Here is a 22,548-nt window from a genome sequence, read left to right on the forward strand (position 1 = left end):
GCGAGACCCCCGTCCCGAAGGTGAGGAGCCTTTCCATGTCAGCGTTCCTGCGGTCGCATGCCTCCACGCCCGCTCCGGCGAGGGCTCGGCGGATGGCCGTCACCGTCGTCTCCACGGCCCTGCTCGGTGCCACCGCCTGCACCGCGGGCAGCACCACCGGCGGCAGCGCCTCCACCGGCGCGAAGAACAGCAGCCTGGTCTACGCCTACCGCAACGAGGTCACGACCCTCGACCCCGCGCAGTCCAGCTACGCCCAGACCGACAACGTCGACCAGCTCCTGTACGACACCCTCGTCGGCTACGACACCAAGGGCACGATGGTCCCCCGCCTCGCCACCGCCTCCACCTACGGCAAGGGCCTGACCAGTGTCGCCATCACCCTGCGCGCCGGCGTCACCTTCCACGACGGCACCCCCCTCACCGCCACCGACGTCGCCTACAGCCTCGACCGCTACCGCGACATCAAGACCGGCATCGCCGCCCAGATGAGCAGCTACGCCTCGACGCAGGTCATCGACGCCCACCACCTGACCGTGCGGTTGAAGAAGCCCGACCCGCTGTTCCTCGGCGCGCTCAGCCGCGTCTACATCGTCAACTCCGCCCTGGTGCAGAAGCACGCCGGCACCGACCGCGGCCAGTCCTACCTGCTGGACCACGACGCCGGCTCGGGCCCCTACACCCTGAAGTCCGCGTCGTCCGGGACCTACACCACCACCCGCTACGCCCACTACTGGGCCTACGAGGACGACCGCCCGCGCACCTTCACCCTGCGCCGCATCGACGAGTTCGCCACCGTCCGGGACGAACTGAAGGCCGGCACCGTCGACCTCGGCCAGGTCTCGCCGGACTTCGCCGCCGACCTGAAGCAGGCGGGCCTGAAGACCGAGGACATCTCCGGCGGCCAGGCCATCATCTACTTCAACACCTCCCACGGCCCGCTCGCCGACAAGCCGCTGCGCGAGGCCCTGCGCGCGGTCTACGACTACGCCGGCGGCCTGAAGAACATCCGCGCCGGCCGCGGCACCCTGGCGGACGGCCCGCTGCCCACCAACATGACCTGCCGCCCCACGCTGCCGGCCGTCCACCAGGACCTCGCCGCCGCGAAGAAGGACCTGGCCGCGTCCGGCCTGAAGAGCAGGACCCTGACCATGCGCTACCAGCCGGCCTTCGCCGAGCAGGCCAGCGAGGCCACCCTGCTCCAGTCCGACCTCAAGCAGATCGGCGTGACCCTCAAGCTCCAGCCGATCGCGTTCGCCGACTACCTGACCATGCTCGACGACCCCGCGAAGATCCCCGACATCATGCTCCTCACCGAGTCCGCGCCCTACCCCGACGCCGGCGTCATGGTGACCACCACCTACTCCTCGACCGCGACCGGCACGAACAAGGGCGCCTACCGCAACCCCCGGGTCGACGCGCTGCTCGACAAGGCCGCCGACACCACCGACGCGACCACCCGCTGCGGCCTGTACTCCGACGCGCAGAAGATCATCGACTCCGACGCCGCGTCCATGCCGCTCTACACCATTGACAACACCTACGCCGGCCGTGCCGACATCGACGGCATCGACATCCCCGCGGCTGCCGGAGGCGTCTCCCTGCGGGACCTCACGGTCGGCTCGGGCCAGGGCAGCTGATGCGGCCGCCCGGCGCCACCACGGCGCTGTGGGTGCTGCGCCGGCTGCTCGGCGCCGTCGCGACCCTGGTCACCCTGGCCACCGTGGTGTTCTTCCTGCTGAAACTCGTCCCCGGTGACGAGGCCCGGGTGGTCGCGGGCACCGGCGCCACACCGGCGCAGGTGGCCGCCACCCGCGCGCGGCTCGGACTGGACTCCCCCCTGCTGGTGCAGTGGCTGCGCTACCTCGGCCGCATCGCCCGCGGCGACCTCGGGACCTCCAGCTCCACCCAGGGGCCGGTCGCCAAGGCCGTCTGGGACGTGCTGCCCGGGACCGCGGAACTCGTCGTCGCGTCGCTGGTGATCAGCGTGGCCGTCGCCGTGCCGCTGGCCGCGCTGTCCGCGCTGCGCGACCGGGGCGCCGGTGACGCGGTGCGGCGCGTGCTGGTCGTGGTCTGCGCCGGGCTGCCGGTGTTCTGGCTGGCGCTCATGCTCCAGTACCTGCTGGGCTCCCGCCTCGGCGTCCTGCCGATCTCCGGCTCGCTGTCCGCGTGGTACGACGTCCCGCGGGTCACCGGCTCCACCGTGGTCGACTCGCTGCTCGCGGGCAACCCCGCCGCCGCCTGGGACGCCGTCCAGCACCTGTTCCTGCCCGCCCTGGTGCTCGCGGTGCCGCAGATCGGCATGACCTACCGGGTGGCCCGCGCCGAACTGCTGCGGGTGCTCACCCGCGAACACGTCCTGGTGGCCCGAGCCGTCGGGGTGCCGCGGCGCCGGCTGATCCGCCGGCACGTCGTCCCGCAGGCCCTGACCCCGGTGGTCATCCTGCTCGGCATTGAGTTCGGCTACCTCTTCGGCGGCGCGGTGCTGGTGGAGTCCGTGTTCGGCCGCAGCGGCCTGGGCGCGTTCCTCACCAACGCGGTGGCCCAGAAGGACACCGTGTCCGTCGAGGGCGGCGTCCTGGTCATCGGCGTGATCGTCGTGGCGACCAGCCTCGTCGTCGACCTGATCCAGATCGTCCGCGACCCGCGCGTGCGTGCCACCGCGATCGGAGCATGACCATGGCCATCCTCACCTCCGCCTCCTCCGCCGAATCCCGACCGCGGCCCGGCCGCAGGCCGCCGATGCGGCGCCGCGGACTGAAGGCGGCCCGGCATCTGCGCTCCGGACCGTCCCCGCTGCTCGACACCGTCACCGTCGTGCTCGTCACCGTACTGGTGCTGCTCGCCGTCGTCGGGCCGCTGCTCGCACCCGACGTGTACTCCTCGCACATCGACCTCGCCCGGCAGGCCCCCAGCGGCGCCCACTGGCTCGGCACCGACGACCAGGGCCGCGACATCGGCTGGCGGATCGTGGTCGGGGCCCGCGCCACCCTGCTGTCCTCGGTGGTGATCGTCGCCGGGTACGCGTTGCTGGGGACGCTGGTGGCCGTCGCCGCCGCCCTCGGCCCGCGCCTCGTGGACGAGGCGCTGATGCGCTTCACCGACGTGGTGCTCGCCTTTCCCGGCCTGATCTTCGCGCTCGCGGTCACCGCCGCCCTCGGCGCGGGCCTGAAGTCCGCGATCGTCGCCCTGGTCCTCACCGGCTGGCCGATGACCGCCCGCCTGCTGCGCGGCATCATCGCCGAGACCAGCGCCCTGCCCTACGTCGAGGGCGCCCGGACCCTGGGCGTCGGGCCGGTGCGGCTGATGGCGCGGCACGTGCTGCCCAACTCGCTGCCCGCGGTGTGGGTCAAGTGGGCCGGCGACATCGGCAACACGGTGCTGGTGATCGGCGCCCTGTCCTTCGTCGGAGCCGGCGCACAGCCGCCGTCCGCGGAGTGGGGCGCGATGGTCAACGGCGCCAGGGGATACGTCTCGACCGCTTGGTGGACCGCGCTCTTCCCGGGCCTGGCCATCGCCGTGACCACGGCGGCCTTCGGCCTGCTCGGCGACATGCTGCACCTGCGCACGGACCCGGCGCTGCGCGCCCGCGCCGCCGCGGCCGGCGCCGCCGAGGCGGGCGGCCCGGCGGGCACCGCGACCGCGGCGGACGCCGGAATCGCGGGCAAAGAGGCCGCGGGCAAGGGGGCCGCGTCGTGAACCGCCTGCTGGAGGTCACCGGGCTGCACATCACCGCCACCGCGCCCGACGGCCGCTCCGTCCCCCTCGTCGAGGACATCACGCTGGGCATCTCCGCCGGAGAACGGGTCGCCCTGGTCGGCGAGTCGGGATCGGGGAAGTCCGTCACCGCCCGGGCGCTGCTCCGACTCGACGACTCCGTACGCCTCACCGGCAGCATCCGCCTGGACGGCCGGGAACTCCTCGGCCTGCCCGAACGCGACCTCACCCGGCTGCGTGGCAGCAGCGTCGCCCTGGTCACCCAGGACCCGCTGGCGGCCCTCAACCCGCTGATGACGGTGGGCGACCAGGTCGCCGAACCCCTCCTGGTCCGGTCCGTGGCCCGCAAGGAGGCCAGGCGCCGCGCCGTCGCCATGCTCGACGAACTCGGCGTCGCCGACGCCGCACGCCGCTCCCGCGCCTACCCGCACGAGTTCTCCGGCGGCATGCGCCAGCGCGTCGCCCTGGCCATGGCGCTGGTCTGTGAGCCCGCCCTGCTGCTGGCCGACGAGCCGACCACGGCGCTCGACGTGCGCGTCCAGCAGCAGGTGATGGACCTGCTGACCACCGTCTCCCGGGAACGCGGCCTCGCCGTCCTGCTCATCACCCACGACGTGGGCGTGGTGGCCGGGTTCGCCGACCGGGTGGAGGTGCTGTACTCCGGGCGCGTGGTCGAGTCCGCTCCCGTGCGGACCCTGTTCGAGGCTCCGGTCCACCCCTACACCCGGGCCCTGCTGGGCGCCGTACCGCGGATCGGCGCCCACCGGGACCGGCTGACCGCGCTGCCCGGCACCCCGCCCGACCCCTCCGCGCGCCCCGGCGGGTGCGTCTTCCACCCCCGTTGCCCCGTCGCCGAGGACGCCTGCCGGACCACCAGGCCGACTCTGGCACCGCCCACCGGAGCGCACCGCGCCGCCTGCCCGGTCACCGCCCCCGCCCGCCCGGCACAAGGAGCGCCCGCATGAGCCTGCTCGCCGTCGACGGCCTGTCCAAGACCTACAGGCCCCCCGGCCGCCCCGCCCACCAGGCGCTCGCCGACGTCGACCTGACCGTGGACAAGGGCGAGGTCGTCGGCCTGGTCGGCGAGTCCGGCTCGGGGAAGTCGACCCTGCTGCGGTGCGTCATGCGGCTGGTCCAACCCGACTCCGGCTCCCTCGCCTTCGACGGCCGGAACCTGCTGACGCTCGGCCGCACCGCCCTGCGCGGCTACCGCCGCGAGGTGCAGATGGTCCACCAGGACCCGGCCGGCAGCCTGAACCCGCGGATGACCGCCCACCAGCTCGTCGCCGAGGGACTGCTCGTCCACCGCCGCGACCTGCCCGCCGCCGCCCGCCGGGAGCAGGTCGCCGAACTCCTGGAGACGGTCGGCATCAACCCCGCCCACCAGCACCGGCATCCCGCGTCCTTCTCCGGCGGGCAGCTCCAGCGGATCGCCCTCGCGCGGGCCCTCGCGGTCGCGCCACGGCTGCTCGTGTGCGACGAACCGGTCTCCGCGCTCGACGTGTCGGTGCAGGCCCAGGTGCTCAACCTGCTGCTGGACATGCGCGAACGCCTGGGCCTGTCCATCCTGTTCGTCTCCCACGACCTCGCCGTCGTCGACCACCTCTGCTCGCGCGTCTACGTCCTGAGGAGCGGCCGGATCGTCGAGGAGGGCCCCCGGGAGCAGATCTTCACCGCGCCCCGCCACCCCTACACCCGCCAACTGCTCGACGCGGTACCCGATCCCGACCGTGCGCCCGGCCGCGTCTGACCGGCGCGCCGACACCCCCTTCCGTTCCCGGGACCCCGGGGGCGGACGCCCCGCGAGAAAGGAGCCGCCATGCGGCTCGGAAGTGACGCCCTCAAGCTCCCCGACTCGGCGAAGCACACCGCCGTGGAGCAACTCGAACGCGCCGCCGAGCACGGCCTCGCCGGACTGTTCTTCCGCACCGTCCTGCACCTGAGCCCCACCCTCGACCCGGCCGAGCTGGCCGAGGTGCGCGCACGCGCCGACGAACTGGGCCTCTACCTCGAAGCCGGCCTCGGGAAGGTCAACCCGTACAACACCGCCGAGTCGCCCGAACTGCGCGCCCTCGGCGACGGCGACACCGTCGCCGGGTTCCGCCGCATGATGGAGGCGGCCGCCGCCATCGGCATCACCGAGCTGTGGGGCGAGACCGCGACCATCAAGCCCTACGAGGGCCGCTTTGCCTACGACCGTTTCCGCACCGACGTCCCCTGGAGCGACCAGCTCGCCGCGACCGGGCGCTTCCTCACCACCCTCGCGCCCATCGCCCGCGACCTCGGCATCCACATCAACCTGGAGACCCACGAGGAGATCACCACCTTCGAGCTGGTCCGCCTCGTCGAGACCGCCGGCCCCGACACGACCGGCATCACCTTCGACACCGCCAACGTCCTGCAGCGCGCCGAGGACCCCGTGCTGGCCGCGCGCCGCATCGCCCCGTACGTCCGCCAGACGCACATCAAGGACGCGGCCCTGTTCCGCCGGCCGGACGGGCTGGCGTTCCAGATGCGGCCGGTCGGCGACGGCTGCGTGGACATCGCCGCGATCCTGCCGATCCTCCACGCGGCCAACCCCGACCTGAACCTCTCCCTCGAGGTGCGCGACTACGGCGGTGCCCCGCACCTGCCGCGCCGCGGCGCCGACCGGCGCGCCGCCGTGTCCGTGTACGAACCCGAGTGGATCGCCGGCCACCCCGACCTCACCCCGGGCGAACTGGCCGCCTACTTCCACCTGGTCCAGCGCCACGAGGAGCGCGTGGCCGCCGGCGAGGTCCCCGGACACGCCGAGTACGCCGCCTCCTCCTGGGCCCTTGAGGACGCCTGGGCCTACGTCCACGCCTCGCTCGACCACGTCCGCGCCGCCGCCGCGGGCCACGGCATCGCACTCGACCCGGCCGTGCGCGCATGACCGACGACCCCCGCGGCATCGTCCTGCGCGACCTGCCCGGCGCCCCGCGGACGGTGGAGGGGATGCTGAGCGCGCTGCGCGCCCTCGGCGTGCGGCGCTGCCACCTGCCCGGCCCCGGGTGGTTCGACGCCGGGCTGGACGACCGGGCGCTCGCGGCGGCCCGCGCCGCGCTCGCCGCCGAGGGCGTCGCGGTCGCCCTCGGCCTCGGCTTCGTGAACCCGGCCCGGCCGGAGCGCGCCGCCGAAACGGTCCGCCTCGGCCACGGCGACCTGGAGGCGGGCCTGCACCGCCTGGTACGGGCCGCCGCGCTGCTCGGCGCGGAGTCGCTGCACTTCACCGTCGGCACCGTGGAGGACCGCTTCCGCACGGCACCCACCTGGGCGGACCAGCTCGCCGCCGCCGCGCCCGTCGTCCGCCGGCTCGCCGAACGGGCCGCCTCCCACGGCATCCCGCTGGTTCTGAAGACCCACGAGGAGATGACCACGTTCGAACTGCTGCGGCTGCGCGACGCGGTCGGCCACGACGGCCTGCGCGTCGGCTACAGCCCGGTGAACGTGCTGTGCCGGCTGGAGGACCCGGTCGCCGCGGCCGGCCGGGTCGCCGACTGGACCCACACGGTGTTCCTCGACGACGCGGACACGGCCTGGACCCCGCGCGGCCTGGAGCGCCGGATGCGTCCGCTGGGGGAGGGCCGGGTGGACTGGCCCGCGGTGCTGTCGGTGCTGGCGCCGGCCGCGCCCCGGCTGGTCCTGGACCTGCACCGGGCGGCCCTGGACATGCCGTTCGCCGAGCCCGGGTGGATCACACGGCATCCCGACCTCACCGCGGGGGAGTTCGCCGCGGTCGCGGCCATGGCCCCGCACCGCGATCCGGCGCCGCCCGCGGACCTCGACCGGCGCCGCTCCGCGGGCCTGCGCCGGCTGGCCGCGTCCGGGGCCCCCGGATAGGGGGCCCGGCACTGCCCCGTCTCCCGCCGCGACCGCCGGGCGGACCGATTCCGCGGCCGCGCGTGCGGAGGAGCCCGCGGGGAGTCCGCCGGCGGGGACCGGACGACGCGGTGACGTCGGGCGGCTGCGGCTGCGGCCGGGGCCGGGGCCGCGTCCGGGGCCGGCGTGGTCACGCCGGGGCCGCGGCCGCCTCGCTGCCGGTGGCGGCCGCGGCGGTGGTGAGGGCCTGGTAGGCGGCGACCGGTGCGGGGTCGTCCCCCTCGGCGATCGCCCCCACGTAGCCGTCCGGCCGGATCATGACGCGGCCCGAGGCCAGCCCGAAGCGGGCGGCCGCGCGCCGGTCCGGGTCCGCGACGACGGCGTCGAAACCATCGGTCGCGGCCGCGGTGCCGGCGACGAGGACCTGCCGGACGCCGGGGAGGTCCGGCAGCGCCGGAAGGGGGCCGAGGGTCAGCAGGACGTGCCCCGTCGGCTTCGTCAGCGCCTCGCGGAGTCCGGTGTCCGGCACGTCGGGCAGGTGGTCGCCGCTGTGGATACGCGCGTGCGCGGTGGACCGTACGACCGCCGGGCTGTCGCGGTAGGCCAGCGTGGTCTCCTCGGTCTCCTCGGCCAGGGCCCGCCGGGCCGGGCCGATCCCGGTGACGGTGTGCAGGACCGCGTTGCGCAGCTTCTGCGCGACCGGGTTCGCCAGGGTGCTGGCCTGCGTGAGCCTGGTACTGAACTCGATGACGCGTGCCGCGACCGGATGGCGCTCGGCGTGGTAGCTGTCGAGCAGCGTCGGCGACGCCGTCCCCTGGTGGGCCGCGGCGAGTTTCCACCCGAGGTTGAAGGCGTCCTGGAGGCCGGTGTTCATGCCCTGCCCGCCGGCCGGGCTGTGCACGTGGGCCGCGTCGCCGGCCAGGAAGACCCGCCCGAACCGGTACCGCGGAACCTGCGCGTGGTGGACCTCGAAACAGGTCAGCCACAGTGAGTCGAGGATCCGGAGCCGGCCCGCGGCCCGCTCGTCGGCGATCCGCTGCAGCCACTCCTGGCTCGCGGCGTCCGTGGACGCGGTGGGGATCTGGGCGATCAGCCGCATCCGGTCGCCCTTCATCGGGAAGACCATCAACGGGCCGTCGTGCGGGGAGAAGAAGGTGTACATCGAGCGCTTGTCGAAGTCGTGGGCGGCGTGCACGTCGCCCATCAGGAAGCGCTCCCCGTGGAAGGACCCCTCCAGCGCGGTGCCGACCTGCCGCCGTACCTCGCTGCGCGCACCGTCGGCGCCGACGAGCCAGGAGGCCGCGACGGTCTGCTGCGCGCCGCCGGGGCCGCGCAGGGTCGCGTGGACCCCGCTCGCGGTCTGTTCCAGGCCGGTCAGCGAGACGCCCCGCTCGACCTCGACGCCGTACGCGGCCAGGTGCTCGGTCAGGACGCGTTCGGTCTCGGTCTGCGCGGTCAGCACCGAGTAGGGGTGGGCGCTGTCCACGATGTCCAGGTCGAAGCGGGCGAGGGTGCGCCCGCCGGCGTGCATCTCGACGCAGGTGGACTTGATGCCGGAGGCGACGATGTCGTCGAGCACACCGACGCGTTCGAGCATTTCGAGGCTGCGGGCGTGCACGATGACGGCGCGCGACTCGGTGGTGGGCACCGGAAGTGTGTCGACGATGCGGACCGGCACGCCGCGCCGCGCCAGTTCACCCGCCGCGGCGAGGCCGACCGGACCGGCGCCGACGACCAGGATCGGGTCACTCATGCTCGGGAACCCCCACTTCGGCGGCAGCGCGCGCTGCCGGTGGCCCGGCCGGGGTGATCCACTCGGCCGGGGTGGGGGAGAGCGTACTGAGATCCGCGGCGCTCTGTCACACGGGGGTGATGACACCGCCCGACACAAGAACATCCCGCTGCCACCTGCACCTTCCGTACCTTCCGCACCTCGGGCGGACCCGCCCGGCCACGGACCACGGACACGGACACCGGTCGGGCGCGCCGACCGCACACGCCGGTCACGCGGGCCCGCCGCGCGCGCCCACCGCGCACGCCCGTGGGGGAGACGCCGCGCCGGGCGCCCGCCCCCACGGACCCACGGGGGGTGCCTAGGGCCTGTCCGGCGGATCATGCCGGTCGAGCTCGCGGCGTCCGGTGCCGTACATCGCAAGGCGGAGAAACATCCTCGTACCGGGTCGTACATGGATGATTCGACAACGCAGGGAGGTGCGGTGCCGGGCGCCGCGAGCCCGGCAGGATCCGCCGGACAGGGCCTAGTTCCCGCGGACCGGCCCGCCGGTGGCGTCCACCATCTCCCGCAGCCGGGTGAAGACCCGCTCGTCGCCGATCCCGTCGTGCTCGTACTCGTTGGTCACCCACACCTGCGCACCCCCCACCCGGCTCGCGGTGTCGAGCTGCAACCCCGCGTCGACGTACATGTCGTCGTGGTAGACGGCGGCGGCGACGGGCACCTCGTTGGCGGCCAGGCGCTCCACGTCGTACAGCGCCGGCCAGCTCCCGCGCTCCGCGAGCAGGTCCACCGCCGTGCGGAACGGCCGCAGTTGCCCGATCTCCTCGAACATCCAGGGGTAGATCATCTCGCCGGTGAGCAGCAGCGGCCGCGCGGACTCGGCGAACTCCGGGTGGCGCGCGCGTTCCGCCTCGGCCGCCCAACCGGTCGCCCCCGGACCGTGGCCGTAGATGCTCTCCTGCAACGCGGCGTACAACGGGTTGTCGCTGTAGGACGTCCTGGCCATGACCTGGTACAGGAACGCCGCCGACAGCTCCTCGCCGCTCCACGCCTCGTCCAGCAGCCAGTGCAGCCGTTCGTGCCCGGGCTTCATCCCGAGATCGACCCCCAGCGACTGAAGCCGGCGCACCGTCAGCACGTCGCCGTCCGGCAGCACGACGTCGCCGGCCGACAGCCGGTCCGCGATCCGCGCGAGGTTCTCCGCCAGGTGCGGGTAACGGCGGTGCAGCAGCGCGTTCTTCGCCAGCACCCGCGGGTACGTACGCCGGTACACCTCCGCCGCCGACGGCTCCAGCGCGGGAAGCCCTCCGGTGACGTAGCAGGCGTTCAGCCCCTCGGGGGCCCGGGAGAGGTAGCTGAGCGTGAGGAACCCGCCGTACGACTGCCCCAGTGTCGACCACCGCCGCCCGCCGAACACCGTCCGCCGCACGTGCTCGTGGTCCGCGACGATGGAGTCGGCCCGGAAGCACGCCAGGTGGTCGGCCGCGTCACCGGCGTCGGAGAACGCGGCCATCCGTCGGCCGTCCACCCGGCTGCTGCGACCGGTACCGCGCTGGTCGAGCAGGACCACCCGGTGCGTCTTGAGGGCCACCCCCAGCCAGCCCCCGCGGTCCAGCGGGCGCGGGCCCTTCCCGCCGGGACCGCCCTGCAGGTAGACCAGGCAGGGCAGGTCCTCGCCGGCCCGCGCCGGGTCGGCGATGTCACGGACGAAGACCTCCAGGGTGCCCCGGCCGGGATCGGACCAGTCCAGCGGCACCTCGACGAGCCGTTCGCCGACCCGCATGCCGGGGATGGTGTAACTGACGGTGCCGCTCATGCGCAGGTGCCCTTTCCTCACGACCAGGTTCACGTCCGCGGCCCGCGACCGCGCCGCCCGCACACGCGTTGACCTGCGCGGACACCGCCTCCCGCGCCCGCCGGAAGCCACCTCCGGACCCTACCTCCGGCTCCGCGCTCCCACGACACGCCCCTACGCAACACCCCCACCACATGCCCCCGCCGCCGTCCCCCGTCCGTAGTTTTCGCGGCCGACCCCGCAGCCCGCCCGGGACGTCCCGGCGCCCGGGAGGTCCCGGAGGTGAGCACAAGGCCCAGCCCGCGCGCCGTACCCGCCCCCGTGCCCAACCCGATCCGTGTGCCCCGGCCCGGTTCGTGTCCCCGGCGCGGCGCCGTGACGCGGCATGCGGGCCCCTGCCGGTGATTCCTCTCGCGCGTGCGCGATTCGTGAGCGATGGCGTGTGCGATTCCTGCTAGCGTGCGACTCGGAGGTGAGCCGGTGGCCACTGAGAACGAGCTGTTCGGTGCTGTGGACGCACTGCTGGAACAGGTCCCGACCGACGAACTGCCGCCGCCTGCCGAGCGTCGGCGGCTGCGGGAGGCCGCGGGCCTGAGCCAGACCCAGATCGCCACCGCGCTCGGCACGCGCCGCGAGGCCGTGGGGAACTGGGAGGCAGGTCGCACCGAGCCGCGCGCGCCTCAACGGGCCGCGTACGCCCGGCTGTTGGAGGGGCTGGCCGCGCGGTTCCCCGCTCCGGAGCCGGCGGCGGCGCCGTCCCCGCAGCAGCCGTCGCCCGCGGCGCCGCATGATCCCGGCGGCCGGGCCACCCCGCCGTCCGCGCCGGAGTCGTCCCCGGCACCGGCACCGGCACCGGCTTCGACATCGGCACCCAAGGCGAGCGCGGAGCCGCGTGCGGCGGCTGCCCCCGGGAGCCCTCGGACGTCACCTCGCACTGCCGCGCGCAGGACGGGCGCCGGGCCCGCGCCCGCCCCGGCCGGGCCGGCGGCGGTGGACCCGCGGTTCGCGCACGGTCCGCTCGGCGTGCTGGACGGTGACGGCTCGCTGTACTGCGCGGGCGGCCTGGTGCTGGAGTGCCCCGCCAGGTCGGTACCGGAGTTGGTGGAGTGGACGCTCGCCGAGGCGAGGCTTGGCCTGTCGCGGCTGCACCGCTCGGGCAAGGACGCGGACCCGCTGATCGTCGTGACGGCCGCGGCCGCCGACCGGCTCGGCCTGCCAGGGCACCTGGAGGACCGGCGCTCCATGCGGCTGCCGGAGAACCACAAGGTGGTCAGGCAGATCTCGAAGGCGAAGTGGCAGTTGACGAAGCGGGGGTTCGGCCCATGGGCCCGGGTCTACCGTCCGGCGCAGGGGCAGCAGCGCAGTTGCGTGCAGCTCGCGGTCCTGCCGTGGGGCGCGTTGGACACCCGCGCGTGGGGCGACGCCGACCGGCTTGCGCCGGCGGAGCTCGCGCGGGTGCTGACCGCCTACGCCGCCAGGGTGCTGACCCCGCGCGGGTCCACCGCGGTGGCGGGACTGGAGCTGATGACGGCGTTGCGGCCGCCGACGCGGGCGGTGCTGGACGACGCGACCGGGACGTGGGTGTCCGGGCCGGTACCCGGGTCGCTCACCGCGGCGGTCGACCCGGCGCCGCCGGAGGCCCCGGACGAACACCCCGTGGTGCACGGCCTGTTCGCGCGCACCCACCAGCGGACCCCGGCGGAGGTCCTCGACGAGGAGGCGTTCGACTGGATCCGCCCCACCGAACTGCTCACCGATGCCGAGTGCGCCCGCCCGTACGCGGTGGGCGTGGACGTGAACACCGCGTTCCTCGCCGCCGCGAACCGCCTGGTGGTCGGTCTGTGCGGCCCGGAGTGCGTGAAGACACCGCGGTTCGACAAGACGGTGCCCGGTTCGTGGCTGGTGGACCTGTCCGGCCTGGAGCTGGACCCGCGGCTCCCGTCGCCGTTCACGCCGCACGGGCGCCGTCCGGAGGGCCCGGCCTGGTACGCCACGCCGACCGTGGCCTACGCGCAGGAGCTGATCGACACCTACCGCCTGCCGGTGGAGCTCCGCCCGATCGTGGCCTACGTGCGGCGCGCGGCCGGACCGTATCTGGACCCCTGGTACAAGCACCTGGCGGAGGCGTACAAGCAGACGATGGCGGACCTTGGGGTGGGCGCCGGCCTGTCGCCGACCGCGTTCCTCGACGCGATGGAGAGCCACAAGGCCGGCGACCCTGGTATGGCGGCGGTGCTGTCGGCGATCAAGTCGACGGTCAAAGGCGGCATCGGCAAGCTGCGCGAGCGGCCGCAGGGCGCGAAGTACCGTCCGGGCGAGCGGTGGCCGGCGCTGGAACGGCCCACGTGGCGCCCGGACATCCGCGCCGCAGTGATCTCGGCGGCGCGGATCAACATGCACCGCAAGCTGCTGAAGACCGCGTTGGCGACGCAGACCGGCCCCGCGCCGTCCGGTGCGGTGGCGTTCGGTGAGGACGCGCTGCTGCCGATCGCGCTGCTGTCGGACTGCGTGGTCTATCCGGCCGCCGGGCCCTCGCCGTTGGACGTCCTGCCGTACGACGCGGCCGGCAAGCCGGCGCCGGGCACGTTCCGCCTCGGGGTCTCGCCCGGCATGGTCAAGCACGAGGGCACCAGGGAACTGTTCTGGGCGGTGGAGCTGATGGAGGCCCGGCACAACCCGGCCCGGCACATCAAGGGCGACGGCGCCGCGGACGACGGGGAGTAGACCGTGGGAGAGATGGAAGACGCGCTGGCCCGGGCCGCCGCGGGTACCGCGACGCGCCCGATCCCGAAGTCCGCGCAGGCGCGGATGCGGTTCCTGCTCAAGGCGGAGAAGGGCTCCACCCGCGCGGTCGCGACCCGGCTCGGAATCACCCGGCGCACGGTGGAGCGCTACCTCAAGGGCACGCTGCGCCGCCCCCGCGCGGAGCTGGCGGCCCGTCTGGAGCGCGAGGTGCGCCGCGACTGGCAGCCCCGCGTCCAGCAGCGGGCGAGGAAGCGGGCCTCCACCGCGACCGGGATCGTGATCGAGACCCGTGCGCGGTTCGGATACACCGCCGCGCCCGGTTCGACGGACGACTCCCGGATGCGGCGCATCACCCAGCACCTGCCACCGGCCTACGCGGCCCGGCTGTTCGACGCGCAGGCCGCCGGCGCCGGCGAGCAGCAGCTCCAGACCATCGCGGCGGAGGGCCTCCAGGAGATCTACTTCAAGGACCGCGGCCGCCGCGCGGCGGGCCTGGAGGTGGAGTTCACGGACATCGACTACGTGGAACTCGACTTCTGACGCCCCACGGCGCGCCGTTGTTCATGTTCGGCACGCGTCGTGGTATCTGCGCAGCCGGGGCGCGCGTATGGCGGGCAGCCCGACCAAGGTGCACACGAAGGCGCGGTGGTGGGGCGCCAGCGGGCGCCGGGGGCACGGTGGCAGGGGGTAGTCGTCGCGCAGGACACCGTCCGGAAGCACCCCCGTCGCGGGCATCGGCGACGTCTCCCCCGGGCGGGCGAGGTACGCCCATACCCCGCTGTCCAGCGGCACGACGGCCGCGTCGTCACCAGGCGGGCGCCACGGTCCGCCCGTGAGGGGGTGGCAGGGGACGAGGAGGACGTCGGGACGGGGCCGGGGCGTGCGGATTCCCGGGCCGGCCAGCCCCACCGTACGGGCGTCGGGCCCGGAGGGCAGGTACCGGCCGACGGCGGGGCCGAGCAACTCCGCGACGGGACCGGCGGGAAGGGTCACGGGGCGGTCCTCGGTGGCCACCACGAGGTGGGCCAGTGCGACGCCGACCGCCGCCTCCCAGCGGCGGCTCCACGACCCGTCGGGTTCGACGGGCGGGACGCGGTGCTCGGCGCGCTCCAGCTCGTCCCAGTCGGGAGGCGGACCGGCGGGGAGCCCCGGGGGGCGGCGTACGACCGCGCCGGGATCCAGCCACACCGTCTGCCACAGTCCGCAGTCGTCCATGCGGGTCGCCACGGCCCGCCCGCACCCCTCGCACGCCAGGTTGGGGCCGGCCCGGCCGTCAACCCCCTGGCAGTAGCCCTCGCACTTCTCGGGTATCAGGGCCAGCGACCGGGAGTCGCCCGGGGCGATGACGATCCTGTTCCGCGCGCCGAAGGAGACGGAGCGCACCGGTGCGTACACGCCCTGCCGGGCGGCCGTGTCCTCTCCGACGTCCTCCCACGACCGCCACGGGCGGACCCGTGGGTCGGGGATCGACGGCGTACGTCGCGGGCTCCATCAAAGGAGGATGAAGTTCCTCCCATCCCCCGTGGTGGGTGTGGACCGGGAGAGCCACTCGGGACACCGGCGCCGTCAGCTCCGTGCCGCACCCGGCACACGCGAACACGTCCACGCGCACTCCCCTTCGCCCCTTACTCCCCGCACATTGTGCCTCCCCTACGCCGAAGGACCCACCGCATCCCCGGATGGGGCTGGCGCGCTGCACCTGCGTCGCCACACCAGACCGCCACCCTCCGCACCACGTGCCGTGAACCGCAGCGGCGCGAAGCAGAGGCACGGACCACGACATCCGTAAGGGCACCGACCGCGCGTCCTTCGAGGAGCCCGACAGAAGCCACCTGCTGCGCGCGCGTTCTCCGGGCTACCGCTGTCGCGTCGCCTGACGGGGGCCTGCGGACTTCCTCGCGGCCCGCGTGCGGGCCAGGTCGAACGACATCGCGGGGTTCGGGTCCTCGATCCACGGCTCGGCGCCGCACCACAGGCCGATCAGCCGGAACTGCTCCAGCGCGGCGTCGTGGAGGTCCGCCCTGCCCAGGTGGTAGGCGAGGAGGTGGCGCAGCCGCGGGAGCCGTTCGTCGTCGGCGCGGACCGAACGCAGGGAATCGGCGACCTGCTGGAGCAGGGCCTTGCTGTCCTTGGAGGGTGCCCTCTTGCCCTCGCGTGCCTCGAGCTCTTGCAGGGCGAACAGATACATGGCAGCGAGAGGGCTGCCCTCGGGGGCGTTGCGCACGGCCTTCCGGGCGAAGCTGAGCATTTCGGCGTCCGATCCGGCCCACTTGGCGCACCAGAACTGCAGCGCCTGCCAGTGCCCGTCGTAGTGGTGCGGCGCCCTGGCGACGAGTTCGGTCCACAACTGCTGGAACCGGTACGGTGAGTACCGCGCGCCGCGGGCCGCGGTGATCATGACGACCCACGGGCCCGGGTTCTGCGGCGCCAGTGCCGCTGCCTCACGCGCCGCGTCGATGGCCTCCGGCAGCAGGGCCCCGAACTGTGCCATGCGCGCCGGCGGGACCGTGTTCGCGTACCCACTGCCGCGGATGGCCCAGGCCCGGTGGACGAGGACCAGAGCATGCAACGTGGCCGCGTCGCAGTCGTCCGGCCTTTCCCGGCGCCAGGCGTCGACCCAGGAACTGTCGGGGCGGGCGATCTGCTCCAGCAGTTCGGTCCGCGACCACCTGGTGTCCCAGTCCTGACCGGCCGCCTCGACGTACGAGGCCGCTGCCTGCCAGTCGCCGTGGCGCGTCGCGTCGGCGAGCGCCTGGATCTCCCTGACCCGGTACCCCGGCAGAGCCGGCCCTGACCGGCCCGTGTCCAACTCGTCACGCCTCGGCAGGCCATACGCGGTGGGATCGAACCGGTACCGCGCCCACAGCGCGTCAGGACGAAGGAACCGAAGCGGCCCCCACACACTGCTCGTACGCAGCAGCCGAATCCATCTCTCCCGTGTACGGACGACGGCGGCCAGGGCGAATATCAGGAACAGGAACATGGCGAAGATCACAGGCGGGATCCTGGCCCATGCGAGCCCCCGAGAGCAAAGCGTTGCTCCCCGCCCGCCCCCGGCACGTCAGAGCCCCCGTGAAAGCCGTCGCGCTGGATGCCGTCGTCGGCAACAACGACCCGGACCTTTCCGTCCTGGCTGTCGGGAGCCGGGGGGAGCAGCCGACGCCGGAGCTGTCGCCGCTATAAAGCGATCTCCGCCTGCATTTCAGGGCTGGGGGTCGTCCTGGTTCGTGCCGACGGTGTCCGGGATGAGCAGAGTCTGGAAAACGGGAGGGTCGGTGTCGGTGTCGAGGGTGGGCGTGGGGGCGGGGGCGGGGGAGTATCGGCCGGGCGAGATGACGCCCTGCGGATCGAGCGTCGCTTTGAGGGCTGCCGTGGTGTCCCAGAAGTCGCTGGGATGTCGGTCGAGGAACGGTGTCATTCCGTCGATGTCCATGCGCATCGGGTAGATGTGGATGTCCTCGAGAGAGCGCAGGACCTGTTCCTTGAAGGAGTGGGCGCGTTCGACCTGGGTGGTGTCCCGGCGGTCGAAGTAGAGGGGGAAGAAACCGGAGGCGGCGGTGGGGGCGAGCATCGCGAAGGAGCGGGAGACCTGGACGTTCGCCTGGCGGGCGGCCGACGCGACCGTTGCGGCGCACCGGGCGACGTGTTCTCCGGTGAAGGGCAGGGCGACGTTGGCGCACAGGAAGCCCGGCAGTTCCCGGTCCTGGTCGAGGTCGGGGGCGAGCCGCCTTTCGCCCTCGGCGGATACGGGACGGCCGCTGCTGGCGGCGATGGTCTTGAGGGAGCGGTCGGAGGGGATGCCGTTGGCGAGGTTGAGCCGTGCCTGGAGGTAGTGCTGTTCTTCGGCGGTACGGGCCTTGGCGCGGTCGCGTTCGGTGTCGAAGCATTCGACGCGGTGGACCAGAGGGGTGAGGCGTCTGATCAGTTCGCGTTCGGCCTCGGCGCGCATGGCGCGGGTTCCGCGCACGGTGGTCTGGGCCCTCCATCGGGAATCGCCGGAGGCGTGGAAGAAGCGGATGTTCTGGTCGGTTCCGTCGGTGATCCGGATGTTGCCGTTCAGGACGGCGTCGTCGTGTGCCAGTCGCAACGCGTCGATGAAGCCCGGTAGTTGAGGCTCGGTCGCTTCGCAGGTGATCTCGAGGAGTTCGGTCAACCGATGAAGCCGGACGATCATTTTGGTCACGATGCCGAAGCTCGACTGGACGAACAGTCCTCGCAGGTCTGGGCCGATCCCGGGCGGATAGTAGTGGCCGTGCGGGGGATCGTCGGAGAGGTGCCACAGGCCGGTGCGTACGACACTGCCGTTGCCGAGGACGGCTTCGAGGCCGAGGACGTCGTCGATACGGGGGCCGAGGTTCCCGGCTCCCCGGTCCAGTGCGTTGCCGACGATGCTGGTGTCCCGCCCGGAACCGGTGACGTTGAGCTTGAGTCGGCTGCCGTGCGCGATCAGGTGGTCGGAGAGCTGTCCTTGGAGTACGCCGGGTTCGATGACGGCGTAGTGCAGGGACTCGTCGACGCCGATGATCGAGTTCATCCCGGCGAGGTCGACCAGAGCGACCGGTCCGCGGACCGGCAAGGCCGAGCCGAAGCCCCAGTTCCTGCCCGAACTCACCGGATGAAGGGGCGCACCCGTCGCACGCGCGACAGCGATGATCTGCCGCACGTCGTCCAGCGAGCCGGGCCGCAGGAGCGCGTACAGTTCGCGTTCCGGGTATTCGGAGGTGTTGAGCCGGCGCGTGCGCAGGCGATCCGGATCGGTGATCACCGCCTTCGGTCCCAGGACGGTCCGCCAGTGTGTGATCGCGAGGTCGAGGGCCTCGGCCGTCAGGGTCATCGGACCGTGCTCCTATCGGCTCGCGGCACCGGCGGGGGCCGGCGGTTGGTAGGCGTGGGTCTCCTGGCCGGCCTTCCAGGGGAAGAGCAGCATGTTCCACGAGTGGAGCCGGTAGGCGTACAGGCTGAACAGGGAGAAGAGGTCGAAGTACTCCTCCGGTGTGGTGATGGCGTCGAAGTGCCTGACCAGGCGCTGGAAGAAGTCGCTGATGGTTTGCTGTCCGCACATGGCCAGGTAGCGGACCGATACGTCGCAGAGCATGCTGGTGGCGGTCTTGAGTGCCGGCAGGGGCAGTTCCCCGCTGCGGCACAGTCGCAGCATGATGTCGATACTGCCGATGTTGGCGATGTTGGACAGCCGGCTGATCTCGCCTTCGACGAAGAACAGCGTCGAGAAGTACTGGCCGTAGCTGCCCAGTCCGGTGCGGGCACTGTGGTCGCCGCTGTAGAGGTCCGTCAACTCCGCAGGTGGCGTGAGCCACATGTCGTCGATCGCGGCGGTCATGTCGGCGGCAAGCTGCCGCAGGTCCGGCTCGCCGAAGCGGTCCGCCGACGGGAGCCTGCTGGAGACCGACGGCACGGCACCGGACGGTTGTCCGGCCCGTTCCACGACGATCTGTCGGATCTCCTTGCTGTGGTAGACCGCCTGCCAGCTCAGCCGCCCCATCTCCCGCATGGCGGGAAGGGAGTCCTCTGTCACCCGGGCCACGGGTGGGAACTGGTGGTCCTCGGAGTCCGGGCCGTACTTGACGAACAGGCACCGGGGATAGGGCGAGAAGATCGTGCCCGGTTCGCACTCCAGTCGGCGGCGCAGGGTGGGGGCGTGGTCGTAGAAGGGAGCCGTGGTGGGGACGAAGCTGTGCATGTTGCTGCCGGCGACCACCGTGTGCAGCAGGACGCTGCGGTAGGGCAGATTGCCCCACAGGACGTCGCACGCCTGACGGTTCACATCGTCGAGGAGGTCCGCAGTGATGTGGAGATCCGTGCCGCTCAGGCTGATTTTCATCTGTCGGCTCATGGAGACCCGCCCTTCTTTCTGCTGCCGTGGTGAGTGGTGCGGAGGAGCGCCCGGGGTCCTCCGGATGCCCGTCGATGATTACTCAGCGTAGTCAAAAAAATACGGAGCGCAATAGTTCAGGGCTTCTGTCACCCCATCGCGTGACGGAGCATTCGCCGGTTGCCGCCGCGGCAGCGATGACCGCCGCCGGGTCGTTGGGCAAAGGAGGTCGGCGGAGCATCCGTGCGTGCCCGAACCCGTTCCGACCACCGGTCGGAACCCGATGCCACACCGTACGTTCCTGAAAAGCGACGTCTCCGTGCGACCGCACCATCTGCAACTCGTCGAGTTCCCTGGCGCGTACGGGCTCCATCCGGCGGCCCTGGTGGGGCGCTGGCCGCCGCTGGGTGCGTCGGCCGGGTGAACGGGGGCAGGGGGGTGCTGCGGGGCCGTCAGGCGGGTGCTGAGGCTGCTTTGTCGGTGGGCCGGGTGAGGCTGGACTGCCTGATCACCGGAAGCGGGGAGGCAGGCGTGAGCCACACGCAGGAGCCCGGACAGACCGAGACTGAGCAGTCGGGGAAGCCGAAGTCGAAGCGGGTGCTGTATCCGTACGGGTCGGCGTCACCGGAGCGGGACGACGCGATCACCGTGCTGGGTGTGCTTAAGGTCGCTACCGCCTCGCAGATCATGCGACTGGTCCGTCCGCACCTGACGGACAACAAGCCGATCCGCAACGCGCTGCTGGACTTGAGCAAGCACGGTCTGGTGGTCTCCGAGGGCAACACCGCCGGGCCTCGGGGCCGGATCGGGACCCCGGGTCGGGCGGGGCCTGCGGCGCAGAAGCTGTGGCGGCTGAGGGCGGCCGGCCTGGACTACGCCGACACGGTCATGGAGGAAGGCGTCGACGGCGGCCTGGCCCGCGGAGTGGCCCGGGGCGGGGCGAAGCACGCGATGGCTGTCAACGAGACCGTCACCGCGTTCGTCCGCGGCGGCACGCTGTGACGGGCCGGTGATCATGGTGTTTTTGATCTTGGTTGTGCTGGGGTTGTGCAGTTGTCTCGGGTGGGCGAGCGGGGTCGGGGTGTGGTCCGGTGGTGTTTGGGTGGGGGTAGGCGCTCGCTGGGGATGGGGTTTGAGCTGGGCTTTTCAGGTGTGTGCAGGTGTTCTGGGTGGAGGCTTGATTTTGCGCAGTTGCTCTCTGGGTTCCTTGAGGGAGGTGCGGGGTCAGCGTGTGTGGATGCGGGTCCAGAGGGGGTCGTGGGTGGCGGGTGTGAGGTGGTTTATCTCCAGTTGGTCGGCGAGGTGGTGGAGGAAGCGGGCCTGGGCGTTGGGGGTGAGGCCGTGTGGGGGGATGCGGGTGAGGGTGGCGGCGAGGGTGAGGGTTTCGGGGTAGGTGATCAGGGTTCGGCAGGTCAGGGTGGGGGATGCCGGGCCGTGTTGGGTGTGGGGGTTGGTGGTGGTGAGCCGGGTCAGGCGGGTGTGCCATCGGTCGGTGAGGTGTTGGTGGTGGTCGTACCAGCGGGTGGTGATGGTGGCGGCCCAGGTCAGTGCGGTGGTGAAGGCGGGGTGGCGGGCCGCGCGGCGGTGCTGGTGGTGGGCGCGGGTGAGTTCTGGTAGGGCGGCGATGTCGAGCGGTGCGGTGTGCCGGGGTCGTCGGCGGCCTGCTGGTGGCGGGTGCACAGGGCTGGGGTGTGGTCGGGCGGGTGGATCCAGGCGGTGCTGGTGCCGCGGCTGCGGTGGAGTACGCAGGCAGTGCAGGCGCGCACGGGGCGGTGCGCTGGTTCCAGGGGCTGCCAGTGTGCGGCGGGCGGGCCCGCCGGGGTGTGGCTGGTGGGGGCGGGGCGTTCGTGTGGGCCCGGGGCGAGTCGGGGTAGGGCGCGCAGCAGGTGCGGTTGGGGGGTGCGGGCGTGTGCGGCGAGGCGGGCTGCGGCTGGGAGGTTGAGGTGGAGTTCGGCGGTGGGAGCGGCGCCGTTGGTGCTGCCCGGTCCGGGATTGAGGTGGATGCCGAGGCCGTCGAGCAGGTGGGGCAGGGGCAGCCGGTAAGCGGCTGCGAGGCGGGTGGTGTAAGAGGCGGTGGCCTCGCCGGGCAGCGGGCGCACGCGGAAGACCCCCGGGCCTGGCGCGGCCGGTCGAGCCCAGGCGGCTCCGGCAGGGATCGGTGCCGTCGTCGGCGTGGTGACGGCGCGGTTCACGCGGGACGTGGACCGCGGCCGGGCGGGTGGCCGGTGTTGGTGCGGCGGCGGGTGGGGGTGCGGGGGCGGTAGTGCTCTTCGGCGAGGTGGTCCGCCGCGATGGAGTCCAGGCTGGTCCGGGTGATCTTCTCGGTGCCGTTCAGGAGGGCTTCGATGGCGGCCTGGCGGATGAGGCGGGCGAGGCTGCCGATGCGGCCTGCGGTGCGCTCGTGAAGATAGGGAGCCAGGCGGGGCAGGCTGCCGGGCCGGTGCGCGTGCAGATCGAGGGCGTTTTCCATGGCGGCGATCAGGTCGCGGAAAGGTTCGCTGCCCGCGTGGCGGGCGGGCAGGACCCCGCAGTCGATCAGGGAGGCGCGTCCGGCGAGCTGCGCGCCGCGGACCCCGCTGAACAGGGCGGTGCCGGTGACGTCGATCCCGGCGTAGACGAACGTCGCCCCGACGCGTTCGGTGATGTCCTTGAGCCAGTCGGCGGCTTCGGCGCCGCTGGTGGTGCGGGGGTTGAGGCGGTGGATCTCGTCGAGCAGGACGAGTTTCACGCCGGCGGCGGTGTAGGTGTGGCAGACCGCGGTGGTGATCTGGGCGGTGGTCATGCGGGTGGTGACGGGGATGCCGAGGTAACGGGCGAACTCTGCGCCCAGGGATTTGGCGGTGGCGGCGGGCGGCACCAGGACGTAGGCGACCGGCACCGTGTCGACTC

18 protein-coding genes and 1 pseudogene are annotated in these 22,548 nt (G+C 72.9%); 10 read left to right on the plus strand and 9 right to left on the minus strand.

What is annotated here, in order from left to right; genetic code table 11:
• The first annotated feature begins 35 nt into the window (after positions 1-35).
• The 7 genes from RVR_RS36345 to RVR_RS36375 all read left to right on the plus strand — a co-directional run bounded on the left by RVR_RS36345 (position 36) and on the right by RVR_RS36375 (position 7,575).
• Positions 36-1,637 (plus strand): ABC transporter substrate-binding protein, encoded by a 1,602-nt coding sequence (locus RVR_RS36345; protein WP_202238253.1) that lies wholly within the window; start codon positions 36-38, stop codon positions 1,635-1,637.
• Positions 1,637-2,674, plus strand: a complete 1,038-nt coding sequence (locus RVR_RS36350) for an ABC transporter permease (protein WP_202238254.1) — start codon at positions 1,637-1,639, stop codon at positions 2,672-2,674. Before RVR_RS36345 ends, RVR_RS36350 begins: the two co-directional genes overlap by 1 nt.
• The gene (locus tag RVR_RS36355) at positions 2,671-3,696 is read left to right on the plus strand and encodes an ABC transporter permease (protein WP_202238255.1); all 1,026 of its coding nucleotides are present in this window, start codon (positions 2,671-2,673) and stop codon (positions 3,694-3,696) included. The genes RVR_RS36350 and RVR_RS36355 overlap by 4 nt, the downstream gene beginning before the upstream one ends.
• Positions 3,693-4,679: an ABC transporter ATP-binding protein gene (locus tag RVR_RS36360; RefSeq protein ID WP_202238256.1), complete on the plus strand. Its 987-nt coding sequence runs from the start codon at positions 3,693-3,695 to the stop codon at positions 4,677-4,679. The genes RVR_RS36355 and RVR_RS36360 overlap by 4 nt, the downstream gene beginning before the upstream one ends.
• Positions 4,676-5,464, plus strand: a complete 789-nt coding sequence (locus RVR_RS36365; RefSeq protein ID WP_202238257.1) for an ATP-binding cassette domain-containing protein — start codon at positions 4,676-4,678, stop codon at positions 5,462-5,464. The genes RVR_RS36360 and RVR_RS36365 overlap by 4 nt, the downstream gene beginning before the upstream one ends.
• A 69-nt stretch (positions 5,465-5,533) precedes the next feature.
• Positions 5,534-6,628 carry a sugar phosphate isomerase/epimerase family protein gene (locus tag RVR_RS36370; protein WP_202238258.1) on the plus strand — a complete coding sequence of 365 codons (1,095 nt, stop codon included), beginning with the start codon at positions 5,534-5,536 and terminating at the stop codon, positions 6,626-6,628.
• The gene (locus RVR_RS36375) at positions 6,625-7,575 is read left to right on the plus strand and encodes a sugar phosphate isomerase/epimerase family protein (protein WP_202238259.1); all 951 of its coding nucleotides are present in this window, start codon (positions 6,625-6,627) and stop codon (positions 7,573-7,575) included. Before RVR_RS36370 ends, RVR_RS36375 begins: the two co-directional genes overlap by 4 nt.
• A gap of 169 nt (positions 7,576-7,744) precedes the next feature.
• Here RVR_RS36375 and RVR_RS36380 read toward each other — a convergent pair whose 3' ends face one another.
• Positions 7,745-9,307 carry an FAD-dependent monooxygenase gene (locus tag RVR_RS36380; protein WP_202238260.1) on the minus strand — a complete coding sequence of 521 codons (1,563 nt, stop codon included), beginning with the start codon at positions 9,305-9,307 and terminating at the stop codon, positions 7,745-7,747.
• A gap of 505 nt (positions 9,308-9,812) precedes the next feature.
• Entirely contained in the window at positions 9,813-11,105 is a 1,293-nt protein-coding gene (locus RVR_RS36385; protein ID WP_237405182.1) for an alpha/beta fold hydrolase, read from the minus strand.
• 414 nt (positions 11,106-11,519) lie between these two features.
• Between RVR_RS36385 and tap the strand changes: the two genes are divergently transcribed.
• Both tap and tpg read left to right on the plus strand, forming a co-directional pair.
• Positions 11,520-13,808 carry a telomere-associated protein Tap gene (gene tap / locus RVR_RS36390; protein ID WP_202238261.1) on the plus strand — a complete coding sequence of 763 codons (2,289 nt, stop codon included), beginning with the start codon at positions 11,520-11,522 and terminating at the stop codon, positions 13,806-13,808.
• Between the two features lie 12 nt (positions 13,809-13,820).
• Complete coding sequence (gene tpg, locus RVR_RS36395; RefSeq protein ID WP_202239686.1) at positions 13,821-14,369, plus strand: telomere-protecting terminal protein Tpg; 549 nt, start codon at positions 13,821-13,823, stop codon at positions 14,367-14,369.
• A 21-nt stretch (positions 14,370-14,390) separates the two neighbouring features.
• On the opposite strand, the gene RVR_RS36400 is transcribed toward tpg, so the two are convergent.
• The 4 genes from RVR_RS36400 to RVR_RS36415 form a co-directional block, all read right to left on the minus strand.
• A complete protein-coding gene (locus RVR_RS36400; protein ID WP_430393208.1) occupies positions 14,391-15,212 on the minus strand; it encodes a hypothetical protein in 822 nt (273 codons plus the stop codon).
• A 472-nt stretch (positions 15,213-15,684) separates the two neighbouring features.
• Positions 15,685-16,824: a hypothetical protein gene (locus RVR_RS36405; RefSeq protein WP_202238262.1), complete on the minus strand. Its 1,140-nt coding sequence runs from the start codon at positions 16,822-16,824 to the stop codon at positions 15,685-15,687.
• A 207-nt stretch (positions 16,825-17,031) separates the two neighbouring features.
• Positions 17,032-18,663: an FAD-binding oxidoreductase gene (locus tag RVR_RS36410; RefSeq protein ID WP_202238263.1), complete on the minus strand. Its 1,632-nt coding sequence runs from the start codon at positions 18,661-18,663 to the stop codon at positions 17,032-17,034.
• A 12-nt stretch (positions 18,664-18,675) separates the two neighbouring features.
• Positions 18,676-19,680 (minus strand): cucumopine synthase-related protein, encoded by a 1,005-nt coding sequence (locus RVR_RS36415; RefSeq protein ID WP_202238264.1) that lies wholly within the window; start codon positions 19,678-19,680, stop codon positions 18,676-18,678.
• Positions 19,681-20,190: 510 nt separating this feature from the next.
• On the opposite strand from RVR_RS36415, the gene RVR_RS36420 reads away from it, so the two are divergent.
• Positions 20,191-20,661 carry a replication-relaxation family protein gene (locus RVR_RS36420; RefSeq protein WP_202238265.1) on the plus strand — a complete coding sequence of 157 codons (471 nt, stop codon included), beginning with the start codon at positions 20,191-20,193 and terminating at the stop codon, positions 20,659-20,661.
• A 222-nt stretch (positions 20,662-20,883) separates the two neighbouring features.
• Here the strand turns inward: RVR_RS36420 and RVR_RS38440 are convergent, their stop codons facing one another.
• The 3 genes and pseudogenes from RVR_RS38440 to RVR_RS36430 all read right to left on the minus strand — a co-directional run.
• Positions 20,884-21,339 (minus strand): hypothetical protein, encoded by a 456-nt coding sequence (locus tag RVR_RS38440; RefSeq protein WP_237405485.1) that lies wholly within the window; start codon positions 21,337-21,339, stop codon positions 20,884-20,886.
• 44 nt (positions 21,340-21,383) lie between these two features.
• A pseudogene (locus RVR_RS38445) lies at positions 21,384-21,851 on the minus strand (TniQ family protein); the annotation flags it as partial.
• Positions 21,848-22,548, minus strand: a 701-nt coding sequence (locus RVR_RS36430) for a TniB family NTP-binding protein (protein ID WP_237405185.1), incomplete at its 5' end; no start/stop codon positions are given. The pseudogene RVR_RS38445 and the gene RVR_RS36430, both read right to left, overlap by 4 nt.

This window comes from Streptomyces sp. SN-593 (assembly GCF_016756395.1).
In the GTDB taxonomy this organism is placed as follows: Bacteria; Actinomycetota; Actinomycetes; order Streptomycetales; family Streptomycetaceae; genus Actinacidiphila; species Actinacidiphila reveromycinica.